This is a genomic window from Actinokineospora inagensis DSM 44258 (genome assembly GCF_000482865.1).
Lineage (GTDB): Bacteria > Actinomycetota > Actinomycetes > Mycobacteriales > Pseudonocardiaceae > Actinokineospora > Actinokineospora inagensis.
This window is the reverse complement of the sequence record NZ_AXWW01000045.1, coordinates 25156-42658: the sequence shown is the minus strand read 5'-3', so window position 1 is coordinate 42658 and position 17503 is coordinate 25156. Positions and strand designations below refer to the sequence as shown.

Below are 17503 nucleotides of genomic sequence, written 5' to 3'. Positions count from 1 at the left end.
ATTGTGAAGCACGAGTACGTTCTGAATCATGACAACCGCAATATCGGTGTCCGGCCTGGTCAAGACCTTCGGCCGGACCCGCGCGCTGGACGGTCTCGACCTGACGGTGCGGACCGGGGAGGTCCACGGTTTCCTCGGCCCCAACGGGGCGGGCAAGTCCACCACCATCCGGGTGCTGCTCGGCCTGCTGCGCGCCGACTCCGGCACCGCCACCCTGCTCGGTGGCGACCCGTGGCGCGACGCAACCGACCTGCACCGCCGCCTCGCCTACGTGCCCGGCGACGTCTCCCTGTGGCCGAACCTGTCCGGCGGCGAGGTGATCGACCTGATCGGCAGGTTGCGCGGCGGTCTCGACCAGACGCGCCGGGCGGACCTGCTGGAGCGCTTCGACCTCGACCCGCGCAAGAAGGGCCGCACCTACTCGAAGGGCAACCGGCAGAAGGTGGCGCTGGTCGCCGCTCTTGCCTCGGACGTGGAGTTGCTCATCCTGGACGAGCCCACCTCCGGTCTTGACCCGCTGATGGAGTCGGTGTTCCAGGACTGCGTCCGCGAGGAGCGCGACCGGGGGCGGACCATCCTGCTGTCCAGCCACATCCTCGCCGAGGTGGAGACCCTGTGCGACCGGGTGAGCATCATCCGCGCCGGTAGAACCGTCGAGACGGGCACCCTCGCCGACCTCCGACACCTGACCAGGACAAGCATCAGCGCGGAGTTGGCGGGCCCACCGAACGGGATCAAAGACCTGACCGGGGTGCACGACGTTGTCGTCGAGGGCAACCGCGTGCGGTTCGACGTCGACACACGCGAGTTGGACGCGGCCCTGCGGGCGCTGTCCCAGTCGGGAGTGCGATCGCTGACCAGCCAGCCACCGACGCTGGAGGAGCTGTTCCTGCGGCACTACCAGGACGAGCAGGCGGTCACGCGATGACCGGCGTGGTGGGGACCTGGCAGTTGGCGCGGCTGGCGCGGCGCCGCGATCGCGTCATGCTGCCGATCTGGATCGTGCTCTTGTCAGTGATCCCCGGGTCGACCGCGAAGACCTACGAGTCTCTCTATCCCACAGTTGCCGCGCGGGCCTCGCTCAACGCAGGCACCGGCAGCAACCCGTCCGTCGCGGTGCTCTACGGGCCCGCGTACGACCTGACCACGCCCGGGGGCTGGATCGCGTGGCGGTACGGGGCGTTGGAGGCACTGTTCATCGCTCTGTTCGTGGTCTTCACGGTCACGCGCCACACGCGCGCAGAGGAGGATTCCGGGCGGCTGGAGCTCTTGGGGTCGACCGTGGTGGGCCGGTACGCGTCTCTTACCGCCAGCGTCGTCGTGGCCGCCGCTTCCAGCTTCGTAATCGGTCTGGTTATGGCTCTCGTCATGGTGGGCGCCGGTTTGCCTGTCGCGGGCTCGTTCACGTTGGGCTTGACGGTTGCCGGTACGGGCCTCGTGTTCACCGCGATCGCCGGGGTTACCGCGCAGTTGACCGAGTACTCGCGATCGGCGAACGGGTTCGGTACGGCGATCCTCGGGGTGGCCTTCCTGCTGCGCGCGTTCGGCGACTCGACGCCGTCCGCGAACTGGGTGTCGTGGCTGTCGCCGCTGGCGTGGCCGCAGGCGTCGAAGCCGTTCGTGGCCGACCGGCTGTGGGTGTTCGCGCTGGAGGTCGGCGTGGCGGTCGCGGTCGGTGCCATCGCCTACCGGCTGGTGCCCCGGCGGGACATCGGCGCGGGCATGTTCGCGACGAAGCTCGGCCCGCCGACGGCGCCCCGGTCGCTGTCCAGTGCGTTCGGCATCGCCTGGCGCCTGCAGCGGGGCTCGTTGGTGGGCTGGGCGGTCGGGTTCGTCGTCATGGGGGTCCTCTTCGGTTCTATGGCCAACGGCGTAAGCGGCCTGGTGGGTGACAGCGACCAGGTGAAGCAGATGCTGGAGCGGATGGGCGGCGCCAACGGGCTGATCGACGCGTACCTGGCCGCGATCGTCGGGTTGTTCGGCATGCTCGGCGGCGTCTACGCGGTCCAGGCTGCGTTGCGCATGCGGTCGGAGGAGACCGCGAGCCACGCGGAATCGGTGCTGGCCACCGGGGTCAGCCGGGTTCGGTGGGCGGCGAGCCACCTGGTCTTCGCCTTGCTCGGTCCAGCGGTGCTGCTCGCGGCGGCGGGGCTGGCGACCGGGCTGGGGCACGGTCTGCGCGCGGGCGACCTCGGCCACCACCTGACGCACACGCTGGGTGCCGCGATGGTCCAACTGCCCGCCGTGTGGGTGATCGCAGGCTTGGCGGCCCTCGTGTACGGGCTGTGGCCACCGTTGACCGTCGCCGGGTCCTGGACAGTCGCGGGCATCACCGTGTTGCTGTCCCTCTACGGCCCCGTGATCGGGCTGACGCAAGCGGTGTTGGACGTCTCGCCGTTCACGCACGTACCGAAGCTGCAAGCGGGGACGGTCTTCACCGCGACCCCTCTGATCTGGCTGACGGCAATCGCCGTTGTCGCTACCGCTGCCGGGCTGGTCAGCTTCCGACGTCGCGACATCGGGTAAGAGGGCTTGAGGGGACCGGAGGCCGGGTTGGGGATACCCGGCCTCCGTGCTGCCTAGACGCGGCCCGAGTCGGCCTCAACCGGCAGGGCGGCCAACTCGCGGACGATGCGCTGGGCCAACTCCAATCCGGCGGCCTGCCCGTCACGGTAAGGCTCGTCGGTGGCCAGCGCGCGAGCGTCCCGCTCGGCCTCGGCGAGCTTGGCGAGCAGGGCGGTGACCTCGACGGTGTCGAGCGGTTCGGACATCGGTGTTCCCTCTGGTCGCGCGGGGTTGACCCTCCCCAGGTACCCCGGACCGGGCTCCCCCTCCCAGGGTTACCCCGATTGGGACATCAAGTTCTATAGTTCGCAGGGCTAACCATTCGGCGGAGAGGCGGGCGGACCGTGTCGTCGACCGAGCGGCTGCCCCGCGAGGTGTGGGTCATCGTCGTCGCCAACTTCGTCATCGCCATCGGGTTCGGCCTGGTCGCGCCCGCGTTGCCGAGTTTCGCGCGCAGCTTCGACGTGAGCGTCGCCGCCGCGTCGATCGTGGTCTCCGCGTTCGCCCTCACCCGGCTGGCGTTCGCTCCGGTCAGTGGCAGGCTCGTCACCCGACTCGGTGAACGGCGGGTCTACCTGACGGGGGTCAGCATCGTCGCGGTGGCCACCGGGGCCTGCGCGTTCACCGACCACTACTGGCAACTGGTGGCCTGCCGCGGCGTCGGCGGCATCGGCTCGACCATGTTCACCGTCTCCGGCATCGGCCTGCTCATCCACCTGACGCCGGAGCACCTGCGCGGCAAGGCGTCCGGGCTGTGGGGGACCAGCTTCCTGCTCGGCAACGTCGCCGGGCCGCTGGTCGGCGGTGGACTCATCACGATCTCGTTGCGGGCGCCGTTCTTGGTCTACGCCGCGTCGCTCATGGTCGCGGTCGGTCTGGTGTGGTTTTTCCTGCGCAAGTCAACGTTGATTGCCCCTTCGGGCAACAACCCGGCGAACGTGATGCCGCTGCGCGAGGCGTTGCGCGACAGTGGGTACCGCGCGGCCCTCACGTCGAGTTTCGCCAACGGCTGGGCCGTGTTTGGTGTGCGCGTGTCGCTGGTACCGCTGTTCGTCGCCGAGGTGCTGCACCGCGACGGCGCCTTCGCGGGCACCGCGCTGTCGGTCTTCGCCGCCGGGAACGTGGTGATGCTGCTGGTTTCCGGGAGGCTCTCGGACCGGGTCGGGCGCAAACCCCTGGTGCTGGCGGGACTGCTGGTGTCCGCGGCGGGCACCATCTGGTTCGGTTTCACTGGGACGGTCACCGAGTTCCTCGTCGCCACCGCCGTCGCGGGCTTGGGCACGGGGTTGTTGACGCCACCGCAGCAGGCCGCGGTCGCCGACGTGATCGGCGAATCCCGTGGTGGACAGGTGCTCGCGACGTTCCAGATGGTCGCCGACGTCGGTGCGATCCTCGGTCCGGTCGTGGCCGGGTTGCTGGCCGACCGGCTCTCCTTCGGTTGGGCGTTCCTGATCGGCGGCGTGCTCGCCGTCGCCGCCGCCGTCGCGTGGTTGCCCGCCCGGGAGACGTCACCGCGGTTGGCCCGGACACCACGGTCGGCACAAACACCACTGTCACCACAGTGCCACGGGGCACCCGACGGACCGCTATCGGGTGAGCCCGTTAAGTAGCCAGTCAGGCGAAAACGCGGTCACCGCGCGTGGAAACATTGCTCCGTTGGGGCGGATTCCACCCGAACAGGTGGCCAAAGTGGGTCGCCCGGCTGCGCATCCGTGCGTGAGGTGGGAACCTTTGTGGTACCTGCCCAACGGGTTGGGAACGGTTGATCCGGGGTGATCCGATGGATACCGCACTGTGGATCGGAGCCGCGGCGATCGTCGTGGCGTTCATCGTCTGGCGACTTCGACGCGCGTCGACGACGCTGGACACGATCCTCCGCGAGGAACGCGAACGCGCAGATCCGGAGCCTGCCGAACCGGATTTCGACGAGTTCGGCGCGCACCACTCGGTGGGGCGGCAACACCGGCGGCGCTAGGCGGGCACCAGGTCTGCCAAGTCACCCGATCAGGGCTGTGGATAACTTTCGACGCGTTTTCCGCCGAGTCCCTACCGTTGTGCGCATGGCATTCAACCTTGAGTACACCAGCAAACGGCAGGGCGTCAGCTACGCGCTGACCGTCTCGGCGCACGACGACGGCGACCTCGACATCGAGGTGGCGGCCCGGGACGGCCGCGGCGTCGTGGTCGCGGAGGGCTCCCTGCGACTGCCCCCGGGTGGCGCCGCGGAAACCGCGAAACTGTTGCGGGAGGCCCTGGTCGCGATCACCGCCTTCGAGGGCAGGCGCCCGGTCGGCAACGCGAACCAACCGTGGTCGGCCGAACAGGACTCGACCCTGCGCGAGGCGTGGTTGGCCCGATCACCCGCCACCCCGGCCCCCGACGTCATCCGCGAACTGGCCGCGGAACGAAAACGCAGCCCGGCGGCGATTCGCGCCCGGCTCCCCCGGGTCGGTTGCGATCCGGACGTGGCGGGCAGGCTGCTGACCGAGGCCACGGTGACCCTGGTCGGCCGGGACGCGGTGATCGCCTCCTGACCGCGGCGCTGGTCGCGCCCCGCCGCGAACCGCGGCGGGGCGAGGAGGACTGGTGGACGAACCCGCCGTGCGGCGGACTGTCCACCCAGGAGCCCAGGGGGCGGTCGGCTCGGCGTGCGCGGCCACGCGGACCAGATCTGGTGAGCCGGTCGGGCGCGGACTGAACGTCGGCACTCGGGTGAGCGATCAGTCGGTCGCCTTGAGCTGAGTGGTTGTGGTTGTTGGTGGGGACATTTCGACGGCGGTGGCGGCTGTTCGCCATGCGAACGCCGTCGGCGGCGGGGAGTGCACCAGCTCGATCGGGTCGGCGGTCGAGCATGTCGATCGGGGGGATAGTCCAATGTGGATGTTCATGGCGAGTGGGAAACGGGATGGCGCTGGGCCGTCCGAGCGATTGACGGCACCCACGGCTGATTCTTATGGTCTAGACCATAAGTCCGGCTTGTCCTGGAGGGGCACAATGCGAAGGACTTGGCGCGCGGTCGGCCTGGTGCTGGCGGCACTGGTGGCGGCGGTAGTCGTTCCGACGGAAGCGGTCGCGGCGGGCGAATCCGCTACAGCCGGACTGGTACCCCGCCCGGTGGCGGCAGAGAGCACCGGGAGCGATCCGTTCACGGTCACTGAGAACAGCGGCATCGTCGCGCGGGGTGCGGCGCGCGCGGTGGGCGAGTACCTCGGTGAGTTGTTGCGGCCCGCGACCGGGTACCGGCTGCCGGTGACCTCGCACGCGGCCCGGCGGGGCGACATCGTCCTCGACCTCGGCGTGGGGAAGGCGCCCGAAGGGCACGCGGCCGAGGGATACCGGCTGGTGGCCGATGAGCGGGCGGTGACCATCTCGGCGGACACGCCCGCGGGTCTGTTCCTCGGGGTGCAGACCCTGCGCCAACTCCTGCCCGCGTGGGTGGGAAGTCGGACCAGGGTCGACGTGCCGTGGCGGGTGCGGGCGGTGCGGATCAGCGACTACCCGAGGTTCGCCTACCGCGGCGTCATGCTCGACGTGGCGCGGAGTTTCCTCAGCGTCGCGGAGGTGGAGCGGTACATCGACACAGCGGTCCAGGTGAAGGTCAACACGCTGCACCTGCACCTGACCGACGACCAGGCCTGGCGGATCGCGATCGACCAGCCCGCGGACAACCCGTCCGGACTGGACTACGGCGCGCTGACCAGGGTCGGGTCGCTCGGGGCGACCGACGTCCTCGGCAACGGCACACCGCTGGGCACCGGGCCGGGGGTGCGCGGGTCCTACAGCCGGCGGGACTACGCGGAGATCGTGGCGCACGCGCGGTCCCGGTTCGTCACGGTGGTTCCGGAGATCGATGGGCCGGGGCACACGAACGCCGCGCTGGCGTCGATCGCGCGGTTGAACCCGGACGACGTGGCGAAACCGATGAACAACACCGCCAACGTCGGCTACTCGACACTGGACGCGACATCGCCGGTCACCTACGAGTTCCTGCACACCGTGCTCACCCAGGTCGCCGCCCTCACACCGGGGCCCTACCTGCACATCGGCGGTGACGAGGCGACCGCCACCGGGCACGACAACTACCTGAACTACGTGCGCACCGTCCTGCCCGAGGTCGCCGCACTGGGCAAGCTCCCGATGGGGTGGAACGAGTACGCCGCGGCCGACCTGCCGCCCGGCGCGGTCGTCCAGTTCTGGCGCGGCTCCAGCCTCGACCAGGTGATCCGGCAGGCCGCCAGGGGCGCCAAGGTCGTCATGTCACCGGCGGGCACCAGCTACCTCGACCAGAAGTACGACCCGACCAGCCCCATCGGCCTCAACTGGGCCTGCCGGGACGCCTGCGACTACGACCGCTACTACGACTGGAACCCGGTCCCCACCGGGCTCAGCGAGTCCGATGTGCTCGGTGTCTGCGGCCCGCTCTGGTCGGAGACCATCCGCGGCCTCGCCCAGGCGGAGTGGCTGAGCTACCCCCGCCTGGCCTCGCTCGCCGAGATCGGGTGGACCCCGCAGTCCGACCGCGCGCTCCCGGATTTCACCGCCCGGCTGGCCGCTCTCGGCAGCCGGTTGACCATCGCGGGGGTCAACTTCCGCCCCAGTCCGACCGTTCCGTGGGTCACCGACGTCACCGCGCCGACCCGACACAGCCGCACCGTGCGCGGTGAGGTCGCCCGCTTCACCTCCGCCGTCACACCCACCGCCACCGTCGACTTCGGTGACGGTGCCAGTTCCTCCGCGATTGTCAACGCCGCGAGTCCAGGCGGTCCCCTCGCCGCCCCGGGCTTATGGACCGCGACCGTGGCCGAACACCGGTACGCCCACGCGGGCACGTACCGGGCCACGATCGCCATCACCACCCCCACCGGGGTGACCACGGCTCATTTCACGGTCCACGCCCACTGAAACCTGGTACGACTGCCCCGACAGCCCACCAGGACCGGAGCAGCGCAAGGGATCAAGGGTGTCGTTCACTGTGGACCCGGTGCAGATCGGGTTGTACGCCGGGATCATCGGCAACCACCACGCCGATGCCGTCGCGGCGGCGGAGTTCGCCGAGCGCAACCTCCACATCGGAGCGCAGCCCGGTCTGCTGCGACGCCTCACGGGAGTGCACGACCACGTGCGTGCCGAGATCGTCGCCGTGCTCGGCGAACTCGCGGACGTGTGCGCGGGCAGTCGGTCCGAACTGGACCGGACCTGGCGCGAGTACGACCGCGTCGACCACGCGGAGGCCGAACACCTGGACCAGACCTACCCGGACCCAGGTCCGCCGCCGACCGTGCCCGCGCTCCCCGGCATCCCGACGGGCACCGAGCCGCTCGGGGTGCGCCAGTACCGGGTGCCCACCGGTCGGCTCGGCACGCCGGAGCCGCCCGCCGAGTTCCCCAACCCGTTCGACGTGGTCAACGACCTCGGTGATCTGGTCAGCGTGACCAACTGGGCCCAGGAGATCCTCGACGCGACCATCCACGTCGACCCGGTCGCGGAGATCACCCGCTGGTTCGCCGGGGACTGGGAGCAGTTCGCCCGCACCGCGGCGGCGCTGAACTCGCTGTCCTGGTTCTGCGCGGACCTGGCGAGCGATCAGCGGGTCAACATCGCCGAGCTCACCGACCACTGGTGGCGGGGCCACGCCGCCAACAGCGCCTTCGGGTACTTCACCGCCCTTGCCGACCACATCGACACCTACGCCACCGACCTGGCCGCCCTGCGGGACCGCTACACCGACACCGCGCACGGCGCCTACGAAACCGCCGAGGCCCTGCGCAACATCCTCCAGAACATCGCCGACAGCGTCTTCTGGGCCGCCCTCTCCGCCGCGGCGGGCACCCTGCTCACCGAGACCGTCGTCGGCCCCGCCGCCCTGTGGAGCCTCGCCGCCCTGGAGTGCCGCACCATCGTCGCCTCCTGGCAGGAAGCCACCCGCCTGCTCACCCTCCTCGAAACCACCGCCCAATCCCTGCACGGCGCACTCCTGCAGTTCACCAACTCCCCCCGCCCCCTCCCGTCCCACCCCTTCCCACCCGCCTACGACCACCCCGGAGCCTGACCATGCGCGCACAACCCCTGACCAAGGCGCGATCAGCGCTGCTCCGCCACTTGCTCGACCACACCACAAACCCCGAACTCACCAACCTGGCCCGAAAACTCGCGACCGGCCACCTGACCCCCGCCACCGCCCAGACCGACCCCACCTACCGCGAGCTTCTCACCCACGGATCCACCCAACTCCGCACCCAGTTCGCCCAACCCCCCGAACAACCCCCCACCCCAACCGAGGATTTCTCCGAACGCACAACCTGGCTAACCGGCCCCAACCCCCGCCACCCCCGGTGAAAGCGAGGAGAGTGCCCGACCCCGGATATCCTCCTCCTTGCGCCCGAAGGGATTCGAACCCCTGACTTTCTGATCACACGGCTGCGCGCAGAAGGCCAGGGTCATGTCGATGTCTTCGATTTCGCCGACCCAACCTTCGGCTTGTGCGCGGATGCCGCAGTCGAGCCGCTGCCGCCTGTCGCCTCGGTAATGTGAGGGCGCATGACGGGCACCGAGATCGAGATCACCGGAGACCTGGTCCGAGACCTGCTGCAGGAGCAACATCCAGACCTCGCCGGGCTGGCGATTCGTGAGGTGGCGGGCGGCTGGGGCAACCAGATGTGGCGTCTCGGGGACGAGTTGGCCGTGCGCATGCAGCGCATGGATCCCACCCCGGAGCTCCAACTCAAGGAGCGGCGATGGTTACCTGTGCTGGCCCCGCGCCTGCCGCTCCCGGTGCCGGTCCCGGTGCGGTTCGGCGAACCGTCCGAGCGCTTCCCCAAGCACTGGACGGTGATGACGTGGGTCCCCGGCGAGCCGCTGGACCACGGCTCAATCAGCCGCGCCGCCCACGCGGCCAACACGCTGGCGGGTTTCCTCCAGGCGCTCCACGTAGCGGCGCCCGCCGAGGCACCGATCGCCACTGACCGCGGTGCCCATCCCAGGAACTACACGGGCGGCTTCGAGAAGTTCTTCCAAGCTGTCGCTCCTGACGACATCGCCGCCGAGGTCCGGGCCGTCTGGGACGACGCCGTCGCGGCCCAGGCGTGGGAGGGCCGGCCGGTGTGGGTGCACGGCGACCTCCATCCCGCGAACGTCGTCGTCTCGGACGGAACGCTCTCGGGCATCGTCGACTTCGGTGACATGTGCGCAGGCGATCCAGCGTGGGATCTCGCTGCCGCATGGGTGCTGCTACCCGCGGGCACGGCCTCACGATTCTTCGAGGTGTACGCCCATGCGGATGAGGCGGCGATCCGACGCGCCCGCGGGCTGGCCGCTGTGAAGAGCCTCTTCCTGATGCTCATGGGGCAGAACGGAGATCGGGGTCTTCCCGGTGGCAAGCCCCACTGGGGACCTGCGGGTCGGGCGGCACTTGATCGTGTTGTGCAGGGTGTCTGACGCACGCTTCGGTGAACCCACTGTCGATCTTGTTGAGAGCCGCGCGGCAGTGATTGCCCACAACTTCTCCGTCCTGGCGCCGGAATTGGCGGATGCGAAGGTGCATCGGCTCGCAGAGTCCCTCGATGCGGACGCCGGAGTGGCGCAGCGTTTCAACGCAGGCCCAGCACAGCATTTCCGGGTGCGCACCGGAACGCCTGCTGGTAGCAGGGTCAGAGTTGGCCGAGCAGCAGGAGTACCCGCGCGTCTCGCGCTTGATTCTCGGTGGTTGGCGTTGTCATGAGCCTGCCTCCCGTCCGGTCCGCCTCGCACAGCCAGCTACCTACGCCCCTAGCTCATGTGGGGAACCATCGGGATGAACGACGGCGCCGCACGACGGACGGCTACCGCCACGTCGTCAGGTCTCGCGAGCCGGGTGGACGCACTCCTGCGCCTGCTCCGGTCCTGGCGCCAGGGCCGGCTGGCAACCGTGGGCATGTAAAGAGCCCCAGGTCGTGTGACCTGGGGCTCTTGCGCGCCCGAAGGGATTCGAACCCCTAACCTTCTGATCCGTAGTCAGATGCTCTATCCGTTGAGCTACGGGCGCTTGTTTAGTTGTCACCCGGCGGGCCGGGTGTACAGCGGAGGCTCCGGGATTTGAACCCGGGAGGGGCTTTGAACCCCAACCGCATTAGCAGTGCGGCGCCATAGACCAGACTAGGCGAAGCCTCCCGGGGCCTCTGGCCGCTCGGGAGGTAAGAGTACACAGGTGCCGCGACCGCGGGCAAAACGCCCCCCGGTCAGCGCCGGAGGGCTCTTAAAAGCGCTGGTGGGCGGCCTCCGAAGCCTTCGGCCTCGATGGCGGCGAGTGCTACTCGGGGGAGGTCGCGGACGGCGGGGAAGACCAGGAAGCGGGGGGTCCAGTAGGGGCCGAACTTGGCGTTGAAGCGGTAGAGGGTCTCGATCTGCCACCAGCGGCTGGCCAGGCGGAGGGCGCGGGCCCAGAGGCGGGCTACCGGGCCCGCGCCGATGCGACCACCCCGTTCCAGGGCGGAGCGGAAGACGGCGAAGTTCAGTGACACGCGGTCGACGCCGAGGGAGCGGCAGGAGGACAGCAGGTCGGCGATCATGAGCTCGTTGAGGCCGTTGTCGCCGATGGCGCGGTCGCGGCGCATCAGGTCGAGGGACAGGCCGTCGGTGCCCCAGGGGACGAACTGGAGGATGCCGCTGACCTCGGCCTCGCGTTCGGCGGTGACGATCACGCAGTCGGGGTCGTCGGGGCCCGCGAGGCGGGACAGGGCCATCGAGAAGCCGCGTTCGGTCTCGGTGCCGCGCCAGCGCTCCGCCAGGTCGACGAGGGCGGCGCGTTCGGTGTCGTCGATGTCGGCGGAGCGGCGGACGCGGACCGAGTAGCCCGCGCGGCGCAGCTTCGCCACGGCCTGGCGGACGCCACGCATGGAGCGGCCGTCCAGGCTGAAGGTGGGGACGTCGACGACGGCCTCGTCGCCGAGTTCGATGGCGTCGAAGCCGTGCCGCACCCACACCGTGGCGCCGCGTTCGGAGCAGCCGATGACGGCGGGCACCCAGCCGTTGTGCCTGCAGCCCGCCAGGAACACCTCGATCGCGCCCGGCCACGCCTCGATGTCGCCCAGCGGGTCCCCGGAGGCCAGCGCGACCCCGGCGAGGACCCGGAACGGGATGGCGGCCTTGCCGGACGGGGAGAACACCACCGACTTGTCCCGGCGCAGCGCGAAGTAGCCCAGCGAGTCCTCGGCGCCGCGGCTGGCGAGCAGCTCGCGCAGCCGGGCCTCGGCGTCGGCGTCCAGGCCGGGTTTGGGTTCGGCGGAGCGCAGCAGGAAGTAGCCGCCGATGAGGAGGGCGCCGATGCCGAAGGCGAGGCCGATGGCGGCGCTGAGGTCGTCGAGCCACTCGGCCGGGTGGACCGGGCCGCTGACCCCGGCGAGGGCGAGCAGCGAGTGCCCGGCCCGGTCGAGGATGTCGGTGCGGCCGGTGAACCGGATCGGGGCCGCGGACAGCAGCACGAAGTTGACGATGAACCCGGTCACCAGCAGTTGCAGGGTGACCGCGACGGCGCGCCACTTGCCGTGCACCGGGTCGGCCTGGGCGGTGAAGTGCCGCCGGGTGACGAACAGGGCGACGAACAGCACCGCCGCGGTGACCCCCGAGCCGATGCCGCGGCCCCAGCCGAGGTGGGCGACCGCGATCAGGCCGGTGACCAGCAGCGCGACCTGCCAGGCCCGTCGTTTGCGCCTGCGCAGCGCGGTGGCCAGCATCATCAGCATGACGCCGCTGGCGACCACCACCACCCCGGCCGCGACGCTGGCCTCGACCGGCAGGTCGAGCCAGCCGCCGACGGTGTCGCGCAGCTTGCGGCGGCCGATCGGCAGCACCACGGACACGACCGCGATCAGGCCGACCAGCCGCGCCGCGATGGTCAGCAAGCGCAGCGTCAGGTCATCACTGGGCCGCCAGCGGCGGCCGTCTTCCCGCACACCCACGCCCAACAGTGTCCATGGCCACTGGCGCGCGGCGATTTATGGCGCTTTCGACCACATCTGGACCGGGGTCTCCCCCGCTAGAGTCGCCGGTGCCACACCCAGAAGGAGGGGCAATGGACAAAGTCGTCCCCAGTGCCGCGGCGGCGGTGGCCGACGTGCCGGACAACGCCAGTCTCGCGGTGGGCGGGTTCGGTCTCTGCGGCATACCGAGCGCGCTCATCCAGGCGTTGCTCGACAAGGGGGTCTCCGGGCTGCGCGTGACATCGAACAACTGCGGCGTTGACGACTGGGGGCTGGGCCTGCTGTTGCGCGAGAAGCGGATAGCGAGGATGACCAGCTCTTACGTCGGCGAGAACAAGGAGTTCGCCCGGCAGTACCTGTCCGGTGAGCTGGAGGTCGAGCTGACGCCGCAGGGCACGCTCGCGGAGCGGCTGCGCGCGGGCGGCGCGGGCATCCCGGCGTTCTACACCCGGACGGGGGTGGGGACGCAGGTCGCGGAGGGTGGCGTGCCGTGGCGGTACGACGACGCGGGCAACGTGGCGGTGTCGTCCCCGGCGAAGGAGGTCCGGGAGTTCGACGGGCAGGACTACGTGCTGGAGCAGGCGATCGTCACCGACTTCGGTCTGGTGCGGGCGTGGAAGGGGGACCGGCACGGCAACCTCGTGTTCCGGGACTCCGCGCAGAACTTCAACCCGTTGTGCGCGATGGCCGGACGGGTCAGCGTGGCCGAGGTGGAGGAACTGGTCGAGCCGGGTGAGCTGGCGCCGGGTGAGATCCACCTGCCGGGGATCTTCGTGCAGCGCGTGGTGGTGTTGACGCCGGAGCAGGCCAGGGAGAAGCGCATCGAGCGCCGGACCGTCCGTACGAAGGAGGCGTGAGATGGGGTTGACCCGCGAGCAGATGGCCGCCCGTGCGGCGGCGGAGTTGTCCGACGGTTCTTACGTCAACCTGGGCATCGGGCTGCCGACGCTGGTGCCGAACTACGTGCCGGACGACGTTGAGATCGTCTTGCAGTCGGAGAACGGCATCCTGGGGGTCGGCGCGTACCCGTGGGCGGGTGAGGAGGACCCCGACCTGATCAACGCGGGCAAGGAGACGGTGACGGTGCGCCGGGGCGCGTCGTTCTTCGACTCGGCGTTGTCGTTCGGGATGATCCGGGGCGGCAAGGTGGACGCGGCGATCCTGGGCGCGATGCAGGTGTCGAAGGTCGGCGACATCGCGAACTGGATGATCCCGGGGAAGATGGTCAAGGGCATGGGTGGCGCCATGGACCTGGTGCACGGGGCGAAGAAGGTCATCGTGCTGATGGAGCACGTGGCCAAGGACGGCTCGTACAAGATCGTCGAGGAGTGTTCGCTGCCGTTCACCGGGCTGCGGGTGGCGCAGCGGATCATCACCGATCTCGCGGTGATCGACATCACCGGGGACGGCCTGGTGCTGCGCGAGGTGGCGCCGGGGGTGACCGTCGACGAGGTCAGGGCGAAGACCGAGCCGGAGCTGATCACCACCGAGGTCACCCAGACCGCGGTCTGAGCGGGCGGTGGGGGCGGTCGGCGCACCGCCCCCACCTCACGGCCGGACCGAGGCGACCAGGTCGTGCAGGCGCTTGGCCAGCCGGGGCGGGTCGGCGGGGGCGAGGGTGATCCAGTCGACGCCCTCGCGCTTGCCGGGCAGGGCGAGGTAGCGGCCCGCGGTCGTGTCGAACCAGTTGACCACGTCGGTGCGGGTGCGGCGGCCGAGCCGGTCGACGCTGTTGGCCGCGACCTGCCCGCCGCCGTGCCGGGAGTTCTCCACCAGGGTGGCGATGGTCCGCATGTCCCGACCGGTGACCCCGCCCTGGTTCAGGGCGGTCTCCAGGCCCGCGAACCCGGAGTCGACGTAGGCGTCGATCGCGTTGTGGAACACGGACTTGGGCAGGGTGACCGAGGTGCCGGGGCCGGGTTCGGCGTCGGGCAGCAGGGCCAGGATCTCGGCGACGATGCCGCCGTGGCGCGGTTGCCCGATCCGGACTCGCTCGCCCATCTGCATGGCCAGCACGGTGCGGGTGCCGCGTCCGGCGCCGATGAGCCGCACGTGGCGGCCGACCGAGAGCAGGCCGTCCACGCTGTACTCGTGCTGCCAGAGCAGGCCCAGCGAGTCCTCCAGGTCGCGGTCGAGGTCGTTGCCGTCGTGCAGGCCGCGGGCGATGAGCCCGTCGATGACCTCTTTGCGCAGCCGGTCCCGGTCGTCCACGGTCTCGCCGAAGGACGGCACTTCCAGCGGGTACGGGCGGTCGGTGCGGCCGAGCGACTCCCAGAGCAGGTCGAACTCGACCAGCGTGAGCGATGCGATCCTCACCGCAGGTGGGCGTCGAGCCAGTTGAGGGCGCGCGCCCACGCCTCGGGGGCGTCGGGTTCGGCGCGGTAGCGGACCACGTCGGTGGCGATCTTGGCCGTGCCTGCCGCCTCGCGCAGCTTCTCCACCTCGGCGCCCTGGTCGGCGTCGATGTCGTCGCGGTAGAGGCCCAGCCAGGGGACGCGCAGGTCGCCCGCGACCTCGACCAGGGCGGGCAGGCCGTCGGAGAGCGGTTCGAGGATGCCGCCGCCGGAGACGGTGACGGCGGCGGCGATGTCGCGGCGGGCGCCGACGACCATGGCGACGGTGCCGCCGAGTTCGAACCCGATCACGCCGATCCGGTCGGAGGTGAGGCCGTGCGCGGCCAGCCACGCGAAGGCGATGTCGGTGGCGGCCAGCACCGAGTCGCCGGAGAGGCCGCTGACCTTGTCCCTGGCCTCGTCGTGGCCGATCTCGGCCGAGCCCGCCTCGCCCGGGTACAGGTGCGGGACGACGGTGAGCCAGCCCTCGCCCGCGAGCCGGGCGGCCATGGCGGTGACCGTCTCGGTGATGCCCCTGGCCTCGTGCAGGACTACGAGCCCACCCCGGGTCACGCCATCCGGTTCGGCGTAGGTGAGGCGCAGCGCACGGCCGTCATCGAGCCGGTAGTCCTCAGTGCGTGTCTGGGCCATGACATACCCAACCATGCCGGGGTTAATAGCAGTCAACGTGATCACAGGCTCACCCGTCCGCAGGAAAACGGCCATTTTGGCGCCTGGCGCAGCGCACGGAGAACGGACACTCATGTCCGGTCGATACGATGCGGTCAGCGCACCACACACTCGATCAAGGAGTCCCCCGATGACCGTGCGAACCCGTGCCGACCTGGACGCGTTGCCCAGCTACGTCCCCGGCGGGACCGTGCCGGGCGCGGTGAAGCTGGCCAGCAACGAGGTCTCCATCGGCCCGCTGCCCAGTGTGGTGACCGCGATCGCGGAGGCGGCCGGTCAGGTCAACCGCTACCCCGACAGTGGCGCGGGGGCCCTGGTGGCCAGGTTGGCCGCGAAGCTGGGTGTTCACGAAAACCAGGTGAGCGTGGGCTGCGGCTCGGTGACCCTGTGCCAGCAACTGATCCAGGCGACCTGCACCGACGCCGACGAGGTCATGTTCCCGTGGCGGTCGTTCGAGGCGTACCCGCTGCTCACCGTGGTGGTCGGCGCGAAGCAGGTCCGGGTGCCGGTGACCGCCGAGCACGCGGTGGACGTCGACGCGATGATCGCGGCGCTGACCCCGGCGACCCGGCTGGTCTACGTGTGCACGCCGAACAACCCGACCGGGACCGCGTTGCACCGGGCCGAACTGGAGCGGTTCGTCGACGCGGTGCCGTCCGAGGTGCTCGTGGTGATCGACGAGGCCTACCGCGAGTTCGTCACCGACGCCGACGTGCCGGACGGCGTGGAGTTCGCCAAGGAGCAGTGGGCGCGCGGCCGGGACAACGTGGCGGTGCTGCGGACTTTCTCGAAGGCGTACGGCTTGGCCGGGCTGCGGGTCGGTTACCTGGTGGCGCCCGAGCCGGTGATCGACGTGGTGCGCAAGGTGTTCGTGCCGTTCGGGGTGAACGCGGTGGCCCAGGCGGCCGCGATCGCGTCGCTGGACGCGGAGGCCGAGCTGCTGGCGCGCTGCGGTGACATCGTGGCCGAGCGCGGGCGGGTACGGGCGGAGCTGGTCGAGGCGGGCTACGAGGTGCCGGTGAGCGAGGCGAACTTCGTGTGGCTGCCGCTGGGTGAGCGGACGGCGGAGTTCAACGAGCACTGCCTGGCGCACAAGGTGGTCGTCCGGGCGTTCGCCGGTGACGGCGCGCGGGTCACCATCGGCACGCCGGAGGAGAACGACCTGTTCCTGGCCGCCGCCAAGTCCTTCCCGCGCTAGGAACTACTTCAGCAGGAGCTGCAGGATGGCGATCGTGCCGACCAGCACGATCGCCCCGCGCAGGACGGTGGGCGGGAGCTTCTTGCCCACCTTCGCGCCGATCACGCCGCCGATGGTGGACGACACGGCGATCAGCAGCACGGCCCACCAGGCGACGTGCGCGACGAACACGAACACGATGCCGGACGACAAGTTCACCAGCGCCGCCAGCACGTTCTTGACGGCGTTGATCCGGTGCAGCGACTCGTCGAGCAGGATGCCCATGCAGCCGAGCAGCAGAATCCCCTGCGCCGCGCCGAAGTAGCCGCCGTAGATGCCGACCACGAAGGCCGCGGCGAGCAGGGCCACCCCGCCGTTCGGGTGGCGTTCGCCCTGCCGCTCGGCCAGTTTCCTGGCCAGCCAGGGCTGCGCGATCACGAGCACCAGGGCGATCGCGATCAGCACCGGCACGATCGTCTCGAACGCGCCGGGCGGCAGGACCAGCAGCAGGACCGCGCCGCAGACCCCGCCGAGCAGGGACGCGGCGCCCATCCGGAGCAGGCGGGGGCGCTGCCCGACCAGGTGCTCGCGGTAGCCGATGGCGCCGGAGACCGATCCGGACACCAGGCCGATCCCGTTGGACACGTTGGCGACGACCGGCGGGTAGCCGACGGCGAGCAGGACCGGGAAGGTGATCAGCGTCCCGGAGCCGACGACCACGTTGATGCCGCCCGCGACCAGCCCGGCGAGGAAGACCAGGGCGCCCTGCCAGAAGCTCATCGGCG

Annotated in this window: 17 protein-coding genes and 2 tRNA genes; 12 read left to right on the top strand and 7 right to left on the bottom strand. The window is 70.3% G+C overall.

What is annotated here, in order from left to right; translation table 11 throughout:
• Nucleotides 1–28: 28 nt before the first annotated feature.
• Together H504_RS0117425 and H504_RS0117420 are read left to right on the top strand one after the other, a co-directional pair.
• Entirely contained in the window at nt 29–928 is a 900-nt protein-coding gene (locus tag H504_RS0117425; RefSeq protein ID WP_026423812.1) for an ABC transporter ATP-binding protein, read from the top strand.
• A complete protein-coding gene (locus H504_RS0117420) occupies nt 925–2526 on the top strand; it encodes an ABC transporter permease (RefSeq protein ID WP_026423811.1) in 1602 nt (533 codons plus the stop codon). Before H504_RS0117425 ends, H504_RS0117420 begins: the two co-directional genes overlap by 4 nt.
• 53 nt (nt 2527–2579) lie before the next feature.
• Here H504_RS0117420 and H504_RS0117415 read toward each other — a convergent pair whose 3' ends face one another.
• Entirely contained in the window at nt 2580–2771 is a 192-nt protein-coding gene (locus H504_RS0117415; protein WP_026423810.1) for a hypothetical protein, read from the bottom strand.
• Between the two features lie 138 nt (nt 2772–2909).
• On the opposite strand from H504_RS0117415, the gene H504_RS35655 reads away from it, so the two are divergent.
• The 7 genes from H504_RS35655 (at nt 2910) to H504_RS0117380 (ending at nt 9999) form a co-directional block, all read left to right on the top strand.
• Complete coding sequence (locus H504_RS35655) at nt 2910–4175, top strand: MFS transporter (RefSeq protein WP_051385985.1); 1266 nt, start codon at nt 2910–2912, stop codon at nt 4173–4175.
• 170 nt (nt 4176–4345) lie between these two features.
• Entirely contained in the window at nt 4346–4540 is a 195-nt protein-coding gene (locus H504_RS0117405) for a hypothetical protein (protein ID WP_026423809.1), read from the top strand.
• Between the two features lie 85 nt (nt 4541–4625).
• A complete protein-coding gene (locus H504_RS35650) occupies nt 4626–5099 on the top strand; it encodes a hypothetical protein (protein ID WP_157440485.1) in 474 nt (157 codons plus the stop codon).
• 460 nt (nt 5100–5559) lie between these two features.
• Nucleotides 5560–7467 carry a beta-N-acetylhexosaminidase gene (locus tag H504_RS35645; RefSeq protein ID WP_051385983.1) on the top strand — a complete coding sequence of 636 codons (1908 nt, stop codon included), beginning with the start codon at nt 5560–5562 and terminating at the stop codon, nt 7465–7467.
• Between the two features lie 58 nt (nt 7468–7525).
• On the top strand, nt 7526–8614 hold the full coding sequence (locus H504_RS0117390; RefSeq protein ID WP_026423808.1) for a hypothetical protein: 1089 nt from the start codon (nt 7526–7528) through the stop codon (nt 8612–8614).
• Nucleotides 8615–8616: 2 nt separating this feature from the next.
• A complete protein-coding gene (locus H504_RS0117385) occupies nt 8617–8901 on the top strand; it encodes a hypothetical protein (RefSeq protein WP_026423807.1) in 285 nt (94 codons plus the stop codon).
• A 201-nt stretch (nt 8902–9102) separates the two neighbouring features.
• Nucleotides 9103–9999, top strand: coding sequence for an aminoglycoside phosphotransferase family protein (locus H504_RS0117380; protein WP_026423806.1), 897 nt, complete (start codon nt 9103–9105; stop codon nt 9997–9999).
• Between the two features lie 513 nt (nt 10000–10512).
• Here the strand turns inward: H504_RS0117380 and H504_RS0117375 are convergent.
• From H504_RS0117375 to H504_RS0117365, 3 genes are all read right to left on the bottom strand, one after another.
• Nucleotides 10513–10585 (bottom strand) — tRNA-Arg (locus H504_RS0117375).
• 35 nt (nt 10586–10620) lie between these two features.
• Nucleotides 10621–10710: transfer RNA gene (locus H504_RS0117370), tRNA-Ser, on the bottom strand.
• Between the two features lie 68 nt (nt 10711–10778).
• Nucleotides 10779–12491, bottom strand: coding sequence for a phosphatidylglycerol lysyltransferase domain-containing protein (locus tag H504_RS0117365; RefSeq protein WP_026423805.1), 1713 nt, complete (start codon nt 12489–12491; stop codon nt 10779–10781).
• 119 nt (nt 12492–12610) lie between these two features.
• On the opposite strand from H504_RS0117365, the gene H504_RS0117360 reads away from it, so the two are divergent.
• Together H504_RS0117360 and H504_RS0117355 are read left to right on the top strand one after the other, a co-directional pair.
• Nucleotides 12611–13375: a CoA transferase subunit A gene (locus H504_RS0117360; RefSeq protein WP_026423804.1), complete on the top strand. Its 765-nt coding sequence runs from the start codon at nt 12611–12613 to the stop codon at nt 13373–13375.
• A gap of 1 nt (nt 13376) precedes the next feature.
• Nucleotides 13377–14030: a CoA transferase subunit B gene (locus H504_RS0117355; protein ID WP_026423803.1), complete on the top strand. Its 654-nt coding sequence runs from the start codon at nt 13377–13379 to the stop codon at nt 14028–14030.
• Between the two features lie 36 nt (nt 14031–14066).
• On the opposite strand, the gene H504_RS0117350 is transcribed toward H504_RS0117355, so the two are convergent.
• Both H504_RS0117350 and H504_RS0117345 read right to left on the bottom strand, forming a co-directional pair.
• Nucleotides 14067–14834 (bottom strand): ESX secretion-associated protein EspG, encoded by a 768-nt coding sequence (locus H504_RS0117350; RefSeq protein WP_051385982.1) that lies wholly within the window; start codon nt 14832–14834, stop codon nt 14067–14069.
• A complete protein-coding gene (locus H504_RS0117345) occupies nt 14831–15502 on the bottom strand; it encodes a dienelactone hydrolase family protein (RefSeq protein ID WP_026423801.1) in 672 nt (223 codons plus the stop codon). Before H504_RS0117345 ends, H504_RS0117350 begins: the two co-directional genes overlap by 4 nt.
• A gap of 169 nt (nt 15503–15671) precedes the next feature.
• Here H504_RS0117345 and hisC point away from each other — a divergent pair, with 169 nt between their 5' ends.
• The gene (gene hisC / locus H504_RS0117340; RefSeq protein WP_026423800.1) at nt 15672–16739 is read left to right on the top strand and encodes a histidinol-phosphate transaminase; all 1068 of its coding nucleotides are present in this window, start codon (nt 15672–15674) and stop codon (nt 16737–16739) included.
• 3 nt (nt 16740–16742) lie between these two features.
• Here the strand turns inward: hisC and H504_RS0117335 are convergent, their stop codons facing one another.
• The gene (locus H504_RS0117335; protein WP_026423799.1) at nt 16743–17498 is read right to left on the bottom strand and encodes a sulfite exporter TauE/SafE family protein; all 756 of its coding nucleotides are present in this window, start codon (nt 17496–17498) and stop codon (nt 16743–16745) included.
• Nucleotides 17499–17503 lie beyond the last annotated feature (5 nt).

Excerpts from the sequence above, each read along its gene's own strand:
- H504_RS0117385 (WP_026423807.1), top strand. The coding sequence starts at position 8,617 with ATGCGCGCACAACCCCTGACCAAGGCGCGATCAGCGCTGCTCCGCCAC.
- hisC (WP_026423800.1), top strand. The coding sequence starts at position 15,672 with ATGACCGTGCGAACCCGTGCCGACCTGGACGCGTTGCCCAGCTACGTC.
- H504_RS0117420 (WP_026423811.1), top strand. The coding sequence starts at position 925 with ATGACCGGCGTGGTGGGGACCTGGCAGTTGGCGCGGCTGGCGCGGCGC.
- H504_RS0117380 (WP_026423806.1), top strand. The coding sequence starts at position 9,103 with ATGACGGGCACCGAGATCGAGATCACCGGAGACCTGGTCCGAGACCTG.
- H504_RS35650 (WP_157440485.1), top strand. The coding sequence starts at position 4,626 with ATGGCATTCAACCTTGAGTACACCAGCAAACGGCAGGGCGTCAGCTAC.
- H504_RS0117425 (WP_026423812.1), top strand. The coding sequence starts at position 29 with ATGACAACCGCAATATCGGTGTCCGGCCTGGTCAAGACCTTCGGCCGG.
- H504_RS35645 (WP_051385983.1), top strand. The coding sequence starts at position 5,560 with ATGCGAAGGACTTGGCGCGCGGTCGGCCTGGTGCTGGCGGCACTGGTG.
- H504_RS0117345 (WP_026423801.1), bottom strand. The coding sequence starts at position 15,502 with ATGGCCCAGACACGCACTGAGGACTACCGGCTCGATGACGGCCGTGCG.
- H504_RS0117360 (WP_026423804.1), top strand. The coding sequence starts at position 12,611 with ATGGACAAAGTCGTCCCCAGTGCCGCGGCGGCGGTGGCCGACGTGCCG.
- H504_RS0117335 (WP_026423799.1), bottom strand. The coding sequence starts at position 17,498 with ATGAGCTTCTGGCAGGGCGCCCTGGTCTTCCTCGCCGGGCTGGTCGCG.
- H504_RS0117415 (WP_026423810.1), bottom strand. The coding sequence starts at position 2,771 with ATGTCCGAACCGCTCGACACCGTCGAGGTCACCGCCCTGCTCGCCAAG.
- H504_RS0117405 (WP_026423809.1), top strand. The coding sequence starts at position 4,346 with ATGGATACCGCACTGTGGATCGGAGCCGCGGCGATCGTCGTGGCGTTC.
- H504_RS0117355 (WP_026423803.1), top strand. The coding sequence starts at position 13,377 with ATGGGGTTGACCCGCGAGCAGATGGCCGCCCGTGCGGCGGCGGAGTTG.